This is a genomic window from Pseudomonas fluorescens (assembly GCF_001623525.1).
Lineage (GTDB): Bacteria > Pseudomonadota > Gammaproteobacteria > Pseudomonadales > Pseudomonadaceae > Aquipseudomonas > Aquipseudomonas fluorescens_Q.
This window is the reverse complement of record NZ_CP015225.1, coordinates 20,976-34,414: the sequence shown is the minus strand read 5'-3', so window position 1 is coordinate 34,414 and position 13,439 is coordinate 20,976. Positions and strand designations below refer to the sequence as shown.

The window sequence follows — 13,439 nt, the reverse complement described above, 5'->3', positions numbered from 1 at the left end:
AACTGGCTGGACGGCCTGGCAAACCCCATAAAAAAACCGACCCGCACAAGGCGGGTCGGTTTTTTCTGCGCGCGTGAATCAGAACTGCGGGGTGTACTTCACGGTGAACATCAGGTTGCGTGGGTCACCGAAGTTGTTGTTGCCATTGAGCTGGTTGTAAGCGGACGTCAAATACGTCTTGTCGAACAGGTTGTTGGCGTTGACCGCCAAAGCGATTTCCGGCGTCAGCTGGTAGCCAACGCGGGCATTCCATACGGTGTAACCCGGGATTTCGCGGTCATAGTCGTAAACCATCGTGTGGCTTTGGGTGGTGAAGCCCAAGCCGGTGCTGACACGGCTCCAGTCACCGGTGAACTGGTAGTTACCCCACACGCGCAGCATGTGTTTCGGCGTCCAGGTACTGAAGACCTTGCCTTCATTGTCCGGGTCCTCCAGATACTTGGTGGTGTTGTAGGTGTAGCCCGCGAACAACTGCAGGTTGTCCACCACTTCACCACTGATTTCGGCATCGATGCCCTGGCTGCGCACTTTCCCCGAGGCACTGGAGCAGTTCACGTCAGTACAGCCATCGATGGAGACGGCACGGTTCTCGTGGTCGTAACGGAAGACAGCCAGGGAGGTATTGACCCGACCGTCCATCAACTCACCCTTGAGGCCAACTTCGTAGTTGGTGCCGACGATGGGTTTGAGCACGGAACCGCTGGGATCGACCTCGGTCTGCGGCTGGAACACATCGGTGTAGCTGGCGTACACCGCCCACTCACGGCTCAGGTCATAGATGATGCCGGCGTAGGGCGTGACCACCCCGGTTTCGGTTCCGGTGCTTGGGGCGTTGGGCGTGATACCGTTGGCCGCGGTTTCGGTTTTCGACTTGTAGCTGAAGTCATACCAACTGACACGGGAACCCAGCACCAGCGTCAGGTCATCGACCGGCTTGACGCGCCAGGTGCCGTACACACCCTTCTGGCGGATATCGTATTTGCTGAGGGTGCCTCGCCCCCCCGGGCTATTGATCAGGCCATCGTAGCTGATGTCCGGACGGTTGTTGTTCAAGTCGAAGATCGTGTCGCTGCTGCTGTTGTTGAAAGTCCGGGCGAATTTATCATCGGTCTCCAACTGCGAAAAGTTGCCCCCCAGCATGACTTCCTGCTCCATCGACAAGGCTTCGAACTTGCCGTTCAGGTTCATGTCCAGACCAGACTTCGTGGACTGGAAATCGGTCACGAAGTCGGCATATTGCACACCAGTACCATCAGGATTGAGACCGACACCGCCATTTTGCGTCCGCTGGTTTTTCGCCTGGTTGTCTTCAGTCATGTACACGGCCCCCACCTTGAGCGCCCAGTCCTCGTTGAAGCGATGCTCCAGGTCGGTGTAGTAGGTGGTGACATCGATGTCGGAACGGTTCCAGCGCGCGCCGGTGTAGGTCGAACGCGACACGTCGGGCATCGAGCCGTCGGCGTAGCGTGGCAAGCCACGGATGTTGCCGCGCGATTCACCGTTGGATTGGCTGACGGCGAAGCCCAAGGTGGTGTCTTCGCTCAGGTCGATGTCCAGCGCGCCGTACAGCGAATGGGTCTTGCTCCACGCATGGTCGACGAAGGAATTGCTCTGGTCTTCGTCGGCGACGATACGGCCGCGGATGTTGCCGGCGTCATTCAGCGGGCCGCCAGCGTCCAGTTGCAGGCCGTAGTGATCCCACGAGCCGGCCTTGCCGGTCAGGGTCACGGTCGGAGCGCTCTGGCCACGCTTGCGCACCAGGTTGACGGCACCGCCGGGGCTGCCAGTGCCTTGCAGCAGGCCGGCGGCACCGCGCATGATTTCCAGGCGGTCGAAGAAGATCAGGTCCTGGGTCGCCCAGTTGCCCAGCGAATAGTTGTTCCGCAGGATCGGCACACCGTCGTACTGCCAGTCGTCGATCTGGAAGCCGCGGGACGACAGGATCATGCCTTGGCCGACGCCCTGCAGGCCAACGATACCGGTGGTCTGGTTGACCGCGTCCTTGAGACTGACCAGGTTCTGGTCATCCATCTGCTTGCGCGTCATCACGGTGATCGACTGGGGAATTTCCTTGAGGGTGTGGGTGCCCTTGCCGATGGTCACCGCGTTACTGGTGTAGGCCTGGCTGCCTTCGGTCGTCGCGTCCAGGGCCGTTGCCTTGACGGTGGTCGCGCCCAGCTCGAGGCCTCCGGTGGCAGGGCCGCGCATCAGCATCAGAGTATTGCCCTCGAGGCTGTAGCGCACACCAGTGCCCTTGAGCAGTTCGGCGATGGCCGCCTGCGGGCTCATCTTGCCGCTGACGCGGGTGCTCTTCAGGTCGGCCATGTCAGCAGCGTTGTAGATCACTTGCTGGTTGGTCTGCTGACCGAACGCTTGCAGTGCCTGCGGCAGCGATTGCGCAGGAATGTTGATGCTGACGTCTTCCGCCATCACCTGAGCGCTGAGGGGCAGTACGCAGACCAGCCCCAGACCGGCCAACACCCGCCGCGAACGCAGGCCGCGGGACATGACGAGTGCCTTGAACAGAGGTTTCAACTCATGAATGGATGACATCGTGCTCTCTATTATTGGTAGAAGTGAAAGTCCATGGGGCCGAAGGGCCCGCCGCTCGCCAGCACACGTGAGCCCGCACGGTCGATTGCCCCAAGGCAATGTCAGTGCGTGGCCGACCGGCCCCTCCCCGGGCACGGTCATCTGGCTGGACGACGGCGAAATCTTTACTGGACAAACCCGGTGCCTGGGCGTCCTGCCCGACCCGATTTGCCCACATACCTAAGTAAGACGCAGCACCTGCCAAAAACCGGAATGAGTTTATTTATCATTCGCGCAAAAAGTTAAAAAAAGGCCGACGCTGATGGGCGCCGGCTTTTTTAATGAACACCGCCAATACCAAAGCTGTGAACACAAATGTGGCGAGGGAGCTTGCTCCCGCTGGGCTGCGCAGCAGCCCCAAAAGCCCTCACGCGGTGAGCCAGACAAATAGCGGCAGCCTGTTTCAGGACTGCTACGCAGTCCAGCGGGAGCAAGCTCCCTCGCCACGGGGGTTGGTGTATGGCGGGATTGATGGTGGGTTATTCGGATTCGTCAGCGTCGGGCAGACCTATTCATTGGCAACTCGGCCTTTGTGGCGAGGGGATAAATCCCCCTCACCACAGGGTTCTGCTCGGTTTTTAAGATTTGATCCGCCCCGGAATCAGCCCAGCGGCGCCGTCCTGGCAGCTTGTAGCTGGCGGGCCTGTTCGGTCAGGAGGGCCTTTTCCTCGGGGCTCATCGCTTCCATGCGCAGGCGCACCTGGGCGATTTTTTCCAGCTGCCCCGGACTGCTTTCCACTGCCCGCAGGGCCAGTGCCAACGACGCCACGGTCGGATGATCGAAGACCAGCCCCGGGTGGATGTCGCACTGCAACAACTTGCGAATACCGGCCACCAGCTTGATCACCAGCAACGAATGACCACCGGCGGCAAAGAAGTCGCGATCGATGCCCAATCGCTCAAGCCCAAGCAATTGCGCCATGCGCGCGGCAAGCAATTGCTCCAGTGCATCCCGTGGGGCCGCGTCTTCGTCCGCCATCGCCGCACCCGCCCACTGTTGCAACGTCTTGCGATCGATCTTGCCGTTCGCCAGACGCGGGAACCGTTCGATCAGTTGCAACTGCTGCGGCACCATCACACTGGGCAGGCGAGCGCTCAGCTCAGCACGGACGGCGTCCAGCAGACCCGCCGACCTGCCCTGCTGCGCCACGACAAAGGCCAACAGTCCCTGCTCGGCCGACGTTGCCGGCAGCACCAATGCTTCGGCCACTTGCGGCACACGCAGCAGCTCGGCCTCGATCTCCGCCAACTCAATACGGAACCCACGCACCTTGACCTGCTGATCACGCCGACCGTGCAACTGGATCGCCCCGTCCGCGCGGTAACGCGCCAGGTCGCCGCTGCGATACAAGCGCTGGGCCGGATCGAACGGGCTCTGGATGAACGTTTGCTCATCCGCCTTGGCATTCAGATAACCCCGGCACAACTGCGCGCCGCCCAGGTACACCTCACCCAGCACGCCCACCGGCGCCAAGCGCAGATCGGCGTCCAGCACGTAAACCTGGTTGTTGCCCAGCACCTGAGTCAGCGCCGAACAATCGTCGACCGTGCCGTGCAGCGACAACGGATGGATCATCACCCCCACCGTGGCTTCGGTCGGCCCATAGTGGTTGAACACCCGGCAATCGCTGCGCAACCGGGCGATGCGCTCGATCAACGGCGGCGGAATCGGCTCGCCACCCAGTACCAGCGTACGCGGCAGGGTCGCGTGCTCACTGTCGAGCAGCGCCGCAAGGTGCGATGGCACGATTTTCAGGCAGTCGATCCGGTACTGCTGCAGGTACCCGGCAAACAACGCGCCGTCCTGCATCTGCTCATCGCTGGCCACATGCAGGGTCGCGCCATTGAACAACGCGCCAAACAACGTCGTGTTGCCCAGGTCCGCCGCCACAGTGGACGTGAAACCGACGTCCTTGCATTGCTCAAGTCCCAGGGCCTGGCTGGCCTGGGCGGTGTAGTTGAGCAATTGCCGATGCTCGATCACCACGCCTTTGGGCACCCCGGTGGAGCCGGATGTAAACAACACATAGGCCATGTCGTTGCCCTGAGTGACCAGGTCTGGCAATGCCCCCGCCGACTGACTCAGCTGCGCCACGGTCAGCGCCGTGTACGGCTGATCCTGCCAGGCCGGCAGATGCGCCGCATCGGTCAGCAACATAGCCGCGCCAGCCTGCTCCAGCATCAGCGCCTGGCGCGCCTGGGGCCATTGCACATCAAGGGGCAGATACGCCGCCCCCACGCGCCAGCTCGCCAGCATTGCAATCACCAGCTCCGCCGAGCGCGGCAACGCCAGCGCGACAATCGAACCCTTGCCCAGGCCTTGTTGCTTGAAGCCCTGGGCCAGGCTGTCGACCCGGGTTTGCAACTGGCCATAGCTCAATGACTGATGGGCGTCCGTCAGGGCGATGGCATCCGGCGTATGAGTCGCCCAATCGGCGATGCGCCGGGGCAGATAACGTCCATCGACCAAGGCCTGCATCGGCGGGTTGATCGCTCGCAAGCGCTGTTCTTCGGCGCGACTCAGCAGGCTGAGCTGCGCCAGTGGGGTGTGCCCGGCCGCAAGGATCGACGCCAATAGCACGCCGTACTGCTCCAGCACGGCATTGGCCGAGGCTGGCGAATACAGCGCGCTGGCGTAGTACAGATCAACCCCGGCAAGCTGCTCGGCACCGTTCAATTGCACCTGCAACAAGCACTCGAACCCATCGGCCCGCACAGGCACCGACACTGGAGCCCAGTGCAGACCGCTGCTGTCCTGGGCACGACTCGCCTGAGCCACCGTAAAACCGTAGGCCGGGCGCGCCGCGTCAGGGCTCAGTTCCGGCGTCCAGTATTCCTGCCAGGTGCGGTGTTCTTCGAGACGAGCCGCCAGCGCCACCAGCCACTCATTGAACGACTGGGTGGCGGGCAACGAAACGCACAGCGGCAAGGTTTTCTCGAACACGCCCACGGCACTGGCGAAGTATTCGTAGTCGCTGCGGCTGTCATGGCGCACACCGACCAGCGCCTGCTCACGCCCACTCAAACGGCCCAGCAACACCCACCAGGCGCCTTGCAGCAGCGTGGCAAGCGGCTGCCCGAGCTGCGTGGCCAGACGTTGCAAAGCCTCACGCTGGGCAGGCTCCAGTGTCAGGGCCACGCAGGCGTCGGCGGCGCGGGTCTCGCGGCTGGCGCTGCGGCCGGCCAACCATGGCGTGGCGATGTCCGTCTGCTGGCCTTGCAGGTGTTGCTGCCAGTAGCTGCGTGCGCTGGCGGCATCCTCATCCAGCACCACTTCACTGCGCCACTCCAGGTACTGGGCAAACTCGCCCGGTGCTTCGTCTTCCGATGCCAGACCCCCGGCGTACGCCTGCTGTACTTGCTCAAGCAGCAGATTCAGCGATTGCCCATCGGCACTGAAGCGGGCAATGCCCAGCCGCAGTTGCCATTGCTGGGGCCCCAAGCGATATAGCACGGCCTGGACGCTGGCCGATTCGCCAGGCACAAACGCGCGGCCCATCGATTCCTTAATCTGCGCCTGGACTTCCTCGGCCCGTTGCTCACCGGCCTGCACCGTCAGTGGGAAGCGCCCGGCACCAGCGGCGGCCTGACGCAAACCGTGGAACCCGGCGACTTTGCCCAGTTGCGCCAGCAGCATCGGCTGCTGCGCCAGTAGCGTATCGAACGCCACCTGCAAGCGCTGCGGATCGAGGTCGCCGTCAATGACCACGTTCAGCCAGCGCAAGGCGTCGCCACAGGTCGCCGTGGTCGACAGTTGCTCAAGCACGGTTTGTTGCTCGGGCGTCAGGGCGAAACCTGAATCGTGCGCGTCCATCGTGACCTCGTTCATGCTCCGCTTTCCTCGGTGTTGAGTGCGCCCTGGGTGGTTTGCCCGGCGGCAGGCCGGTGCTCAAGACTGCTGTGGTCATACATATCGCCCATGGCCACCACGATCTTGCGCGGCCCCTCGAACGGGTCGCGGGCGTGGGCCACCAGCATGTTGTCCAGCAGGATCACATCACCTTTCTGCCAGTCGAAACGCACCGCACAGGCTTCGTACAGCTCACCGATACGCGCCATCACCTCATCCTCAATCGGTGTCCCATCGCCGTAATACACCTGCCGTGGCATGCGTTCGAGGCCGAACATCGACAGCAGGTCTTCCCGTACATCCGGCTCCAGCCAGTAGATGTGGTGCAACTGCACCTGGTTGAAGAACGACTTCTCGCCGGTGATCGGGTGGGTGATGATCGCCGGGCCCGGCGTGCGGGTTTGCAACTCGTCGTTATCGAGCCAGCGCCACTGGATGCCACCCGCCCGGCAGCGGGCCTCCACTTCGCCGCGGTCTTCGGTCTTGAAGAAGTGCTGCCACGACACGTCGAGTTTGTCGGTGAAGGTGCGCACGTAGAGCAGGCCTTTGTCCTCGAACTTTTCACGAAGGTCCGCCGGCAGCTTTTCGTACATCAAGCGGCAATCCACCACCGGGGTCGCGCCGCCCACGGGCGCGGCTTGCTCGCAATAGAACATCTGCTTGCGCGGCCAGCGGTCCTGATGGGAGCTCTCGTTGTGGAACAGGATCATCTTGCGCTCGGGGTACGGCGTGGAACGGTAGGTGTTCTTGCCCCCCTCCTTCTTGGGCAGGTCGCCGTACTGACCATAAAGGCCCGGTTGGATCGCTTCGGCGAACGCTTCAAAGCCCTGGATGCCGTCCAGCTGGAAACCGCGAAACAGGATGCCCGCATGCTCGGCCAGCTTCTGTTCGATGAACGCCCGGTTCTGCTGGATCCACTCGATGACATCCAGATGGGGCTCGCCCGGCTCCAGCATCAGCGGGAATCGCTGCGGCGCCGCCACCAGAGATTCGCGCACCCGTGTTGGCCGGGGCCTGGCGACCGGGGTCGCGGAACGCTTGAGAAACTTGCCCAGTTTATCGGCCTTGGGCCCCGGGACGGTGGCAGGCCTGGCGGCTGCTGCCGAGTGGTTGACTGGCATGCGGATAGCTCCCAATTGAATGTCCTGATCAGCGACGATCTGTTCCAACAGGGCTGTCCAGGCCTGAATCAGGTGCTGAATGCGCTCATGTCCGAACAAGGTTGTGGCGAACTGCCAATTACCGCGCAGTTGCCCTTCTTCTTCGTCAACGAACAACGCCATGTCGAATTTAGAATGGGTCTCGAGGGCTGGCAGGGCTTCCACGTTCAATCCGGCCACGGTTCGGCTGCGTACCGGTACGTTGTTCATCACGAACAACACCTGGAGCAACGGATTCATCCCCTTGTGTCGCGGTACGCCCGACGCTTCGACAATCTGGTCGAATGGCAGGTCCTGATGCTCCAGCGCACCGAGCAGGTTGTCCTGGGTGTGGGCCAGGAACGCCGCAAACGTGAGTTCGGCGTCAAAACGCGAACGCAGAGGCAACACGTTGACGAAGAAACCGATCAGGCGCTCAAGCTCAGGCTGTTCACGACCGGCCACGTCGGCACCCACGACGATGTCTTGCGCCGCGCAGACCCGGTGCAACAACACCTGGAACGACGCCAGCAGCGTGCTGTACAGCGTGACACCGGCCTCACTCGACAAGCGCCGCAATGCCGCCGTCAACCCGGGGGAAAGGTGGAATTGCAACGCATCGCCGTCATAGGACGCTGTCAGCCCCCGCGGGTTTTCCAGTGGCAGGCTCAGGCGACCGTCATAGCCACTGAGCCGGTGTTTCCAGTAGTCGGCCTGACGCGCCAGCACGCCCTGGTCTTCCAGCGCCTGCTGCCACAACGCGAAGTCGTAGTACTGAACGTCCAGGGGCGGCAGCGGCATCGGTTGGCCGTTGAGGGACGCTTCGTAAACTTGCACCAGTTCGTTGATCAACAGCCCCATCGACCAGCCATCGGAGATGATGTGGTGCATGGCATACAACAACACATGCTCGGTCGGTCCCAGGTGCAGGATCCGCCCGCGCCACAGCGGAGCCTGTTGCAGGTCAATCGGCGTGCGCGCGTTTTCCAGCGTCGCCCGGGCCACCTGTTCTTGCTGGGCGCTGGGCGAGAGGCCCGACAAATCGATCACCGGGAAGTCCCCTTCGATCTCATCGGCAATCAGCGCCAGCGGATCGCCTTCGTCGTCCTGGGTATACGCCGTGCGCAGCACGTCATGGCGGCGGACCACTTCGGCGAAGCTGCTCAACAGGTGTTCCACCGACAACTCGCCAGACAAGCGCAACGCCAGGGGCATGCCATAGGCCGAGGTGCCGCCGGACAATTGTTCGGCGATCCACAGGCGCCGCTGCACCAGCGACAACGGAGCCGAACGTCGCGGCCCATGGGCCTTGAGCCGGATTCCACTGGAGTCGCCCGCCCGAACCGCTCCATCCGCACTCCCAGCCATCAGGGCCGCCAGCGCCTTGAGCTGCGGATGATTGAACAGGTCCCGCAGGCTCAGCGGATAGTCCGTCAGCTTGCGCAGTCGTGAGACGGCCTGGGTGGCCAGCAACGAATGGCCGCCGCGTTCGAAGAAATGATCGTTGCGCCCGATCTGCTCTACCTCCAGTACTTCTTGCCAGATGCAGGCAATCCGTTGCTCCAGCTCACCCTCGGGCGGCACGAAGCCTTGCTGCGACTGGTTGGCGTCGAATCGGGGCAGCGCCTTGCGCTCCAGTTTGCCGTTCGGGCTCACCGGCATGCGCTCAAGCCATACCCAATGCTGCGGGACCATGTAGTCCGGCAGGTGCTGGCCCAGGTGGGTCTTCAAGGCCTGCTCGAAGGCAAGGCCGATACTGGCCTCGGCATTCAACAGCGCCGAGGATTGCGGCACCACATAGCCCACCAGCAACGTGCCGTCCTGGGCGATCACGACGCTGTCGCGGACCTCGGCATGTTCGGCCAGGCGCGCCTCGATCTCGCCCAGTTCAATGCGCAGGCCACGGATTTTCACCTGATGATCCAGGCGCCCGGCGTACTCGATCACACCGTCGGCCCGGTAGCGCGCCAGATCGCCGGTCCGGTACAGGCGCGCGCCGTCACCAAACGGGCTGGTGACGAAGCGCTCGGCGGTCAACGCCGGGCGACGGTGGTAACCCCGCGCCAGGCCTTCGCCCCCCAGGTACAGCTCGCCGGTGACCCCCACCGGCAACGGCGACAGGTCCGGGTCGAGGATAAACGTACTCAGGTTGGCGATCGGTTGGCCAATCGGCACCGCGTCCCGGCCTTCGTCGACACAGGTCCAATGCGTCACGTCGATGGCCGCTTCGGTGGGGCCGTACAGGTTGTACAGGCCGGCGGCGGGCAGTTTGGCGAACACCTGCAACTGGGCATCCACCGGCAAGGCTTCGCCACTGCAAATGATCCGTTTCAGGCTCTGGCAACGACCCACCGCCGGGTCTTGCATGAACACCTGCAACATCGACGGGACGAAGTGCAAGGTGGTGATCTGCTGCGCGCTGATCAGCTCGATCATCTGCGCCGGGTCGCGGTGGGCGCCGGGCGGCGCCATGACCAGGGTCGAACCGGTCAACAATGGCCAGAAGAACTCCCAGACCGACACGTCGAAACTGAACGGGGTTTTTTGCAGCACCCGGTCGCTCGCCTCCAGCCCATAGGCGTCCTGCATCCAGAACAATCGGTTGGCCAGCGCCGAGTGACGGTTACCCGCGCCCTTGGGTTTGCCGGTGGAGCCCGACGTGTAGATCACGTAGGCGAGGTTTTCAGCATCGACCACGACCGCTGGATTGCTGTCGCTGCGACCGGCCAGCCAGTCGCCGGGCTGATCCAGCACCAGGCTGCGCAGGCCCGACGGCACCGGCAAGCGTTCCAGCAAATGATGTTGGGTCAGCAGCAAGCCAATGCCGCTGTCGTCGAACATGTAGGCCAGGCGATCCTGGGGATACTCCGGGTCCAGCGGCACGTAGGCGCCGCCGGCCTTGAGGATCGCCAACAGGCCGACCACCATTTCCACCGAGCGCTCCACGGCGATGCCCACCAGCACATCCGGGCCGACGCCGTGCTCGATCAGCACATGGGCCAGGCGGTTGGCCTGGGCATTGAGGTCGGCATAACTCAGCCGTTGAGAGGCAAAAACCAGGGCACAGGCATCGGGGGTTTTAGCCACCTGCGCTTCAATCAGTCGATGCACACTGCAATCGAGGGGGTAATCCATCGCGGTGGCGTTCCAACCCTGCTGGACCTGTTGCTGTTCGGCATCGAGCAATGCCAATTGCCCGACCGGGCGCTCGCCGCCCAGGGTCAGTTGCTCCAGCAGATGGCGCAGGTGCCCGCCGATACGACTCACGTCGGCCGGCGTGAAGCTGTCGTGGCTGTAACTCAAGAGCAACGACAGCGTTTCCCCCAGGTTCACCGCCAGGGTCAGCGGGTAGTTGGTTTGTTCGTGATTGGCCACCTCGCCGAAGCGCAACGTGGCCGGCGCCCCCTCTTGCAACGCCTGGGCAACCGGGTAGTTCTCGAACACCAGCAGCGTGTCGAACAGCGCCGCACCGCCCTGCCCGGCCCAGCGCTGGATATCGAACAGCGGCGTGTGTTCGTGTTCGCGCAGGCTCAGGTTGCGCCCCTGGACCTCCTGCAACCATTGGCCGACGCTCTGCTCGGCCCGTGGCTGGCCAATGACCGGCAAGGTGTTGATGAACAGCCCGATCTGCTGCTCCACGCCGGGAATCTGTGCCGGACGCCCGGCCACGGTGGCGCCGAAGGCAACGGTGGAATGTCCGGTACAGCGTTGCAGCAACAACTGCCAGGCCGCTTGCACCAGCGTGTTGACCGTGACTTTCTGCTCACGGGCAAAGCGCTGCAGCCGCGCCGTGACTTGGGCATCGAGCAACTGCTCGTGTTCACCGTGGCCATGGCGGGCATCGGTGCGGTTGTCCCGGGCAAAAGCCCCCGCCAGCAGCGTCGGCTCGTCCAGTTCGGCCAGTTGCGCCTGCCAGAATTGCTCGTTGGCCCGTGGGTCTTGAGCCGACAGCCACTCGATGTAGTCGCGGTAGCGTCCGGATGGCCGGGCCAGGACCTGGCCGCTGTAGCGTTGCAGCACTTCGCCGAGCAACTGCGAGTTGCTCCAGCCATCCATCAGGATGTGATGGCTGGTGTAGATCAAGTGATAGCGGTCCTCTGCCACGCGCGCCACCACCAGTCGCAGCAACGGCGCCGCATCCAGTTCAAAGCCCTGGCGCTGCGCCCATGCAAGGGCTTCAAGATCCTGTGACAAATCCGTCCTGGCGCGCCAGTCATGGGACACAAACGCAACGTCCAAGCGTTTGTGCACCACCTGCAAGGCGCGCTTGAATTCGCCTTCCCAGACAAAACTGCTGCGCAGCACGTCATGGGCGTCCATGGCCGCCTGCCAGGCCTGGCGGAAGCGCTCGACGTCCAAGCCTTCGACATCTACCCGCAACTGATTGATGTAGTTGCCGGCCTGTTGCTCAAGCAACGTGTGGAACAACATGCCCTGCTGCATGGGCGACAACGGATAGATGTCCTCGACCTGTCGCGGCGCCAGCGCCAAGGCGTCCAGTTGCGCCTGGGTCAACCCGGCCAGGGGGAAGTCCGACGGTGTGAAGCCCTGGTGTTGCGCCTGGCAGCAGTGCTCGATCAGCGCTTGCAACTCTTGACCGTAGTCCACCGCCAGCGCCTGGATCGTCGAGGCGTCGAACATCTGCGCGCTGAATGTCCAGTCGATGCTCAGCTCGCCGGCGTAGACACTGCCGTTGAGCGTCAACCAGTTGTCCAGCGGCGCCAGGGGACTCTGCGGCTCGCCTGCCGCTTCACTGGCCGGGCTGAACAGCCCGTCGGCCTCCTCGGCAAAACCGCTGTCGAACTGGCCCAGGTAGTTGAAGGTGATCCGCGGCTTCGGCAGCGCCTCAAGGGTACGCCGCGTCTGCTCATCGCCCAGGTAGCGCAACACACCGAATCCGAGGCCTTTGTCGGGGATCGCCCGCAACTGCTCCTTGATGGCCTTGATCGATTCCCCAGCGGTCGCTGCCGGTGTCAAACGCACCGGGAACAGACTGGTGAACCAGCCAACGCTGCGGCTCAGGTCCACGTCATCGAACAGCGCTTCACGGCCATGGCCTTCCAGTTGAATCAAGGTCGAGCCGTCGGTGGTCCATCGACCGATGACCCGGGCCAGGGCCGTCAACAGCAGATCGTTGACCTGGGTCCGATAGGCCGCTGGCGCTTGCTGCAAGAGCCGGCGGGTCTGGTCTTTGTCCAGTCGCGTCTGAACCTGCATCCCATCGCACCTGCGCAATTCGCCCTGAGGCCGGTCGCAAGGCAGATCGTGACGAGCGCCCTCCAGTTGCGCTTGCCAGTAAGCCATCTGCACCTGCAACGCCGCACTGTCGGCGTGCAGCTTCAAGCGTTGCGCCCAGGCCTGCGTGGCACTGGTCTTGGCCGGCAGTTTCAGGGGCTGGCCGGCTTGCAACTGCTGGTAAACCTGTTGCAGGTCTTCCAGCAGAATGCGCCAGGACACACCGTCCACCACCAAGTGATGAATCACCAGCAACAGCCGTTGACTGCCGTCGGCGAGGTTAGCCAATACCCCACGCAGCAACTCGCCGCTTTCCAGTGCCAGGCTGCGCTGGGCTTGTTCGGCCAAGCGTTCGAGCGCCGGGGCGTCGGCCACTTCGGCGGTCCATAACAGGGGTGAACGTTGCCAAGCCGCCTGCTGCTCGGCGAGGGTTTGATGGTGCGCGGTCCAGCTGCCATTTTCGCACTTGAAGGCCAGGCGCAAGGCATCATGGTGGATCACCAAGGCCTGGAGCGCCTGCTCCAGGTGCCCGCCGTGGATCGGTCGCAGGCCCTTGAGCAGTACCGACTGGTTCCAGTGATGAGGCTCGGCCATGTCCTGTTCGAAAAACAATTGCTGGAACG

At 63.2% G+C, this 13,439-nt stretch carries 3 protein-coding genes; all 3 read right to left on the bottom strand.

Going from position 1 to position 13,439, the window contains the following annotated elements; translation table 11 throughout:
- Positions 1-78 precede the first annotated feature (78 nt).
- A complete protein-coding gene (locus TK06_RS00030) occupies positions 79-2,553 on the bottom strand; it encodes a TonB-dependent siderophore receptor (RefSeq protein ID WP_063320265.1) in 2,475 nt (824 codons plus the stop codon).
- Between the two features lie 640 nt (positions 2,554-3,193).
- Positions 3,194-6,421: a non-ribosomal peptide synthetase gene (locus TK06_RS00025; protein ID WP_063320264.1), complete on the bottom strand. Its 3,228-nt coding sequence runs from the start codon at positions 6,419-6,421 to the stop codon at positions 3,194-3,196.
- On the bottom strand, positions 6,418-13,410 hold the full coding sequence (locus TK06_RS33285) for an amino acid adenylation domain-containing protein (RefSeq protein WP_428993590.1): 6,993 nt from the start codon (positions 13,408-13,410) through the stop codon (positions 6,418-6,420). The genes TK06_RS00025 and TK06_RS33285 overlap by 4 nt, the downstream gene beginning before the upstream one ends.
- Positions 13,411-13,439: the final 29 nt, after the last annotated feature.

Coding starts and splice junctions, on each gene's coding strand:
- TK06_RS00030 (WP_063320265.1), bottom strand. CDS start 2,553: ATGTCATCCATTCATGAGTTGAAACCTCTGTTCAAGGCACTCGTCATG.
- TK06_RS00025 (WP_063320264.1), bottom strand. CDS start 6,421: ATGAACGAGGTCACGATGGACGCGCACGATTCAGGTTTCGCCCTGACG.
- TK06_RS33285 (WP_428993590.1), bottom strand. CDS start 13,410: ATGGCCGAGCCTCATCACTGGAACCAGTCGGTACTGCTCAAGGGCCTG.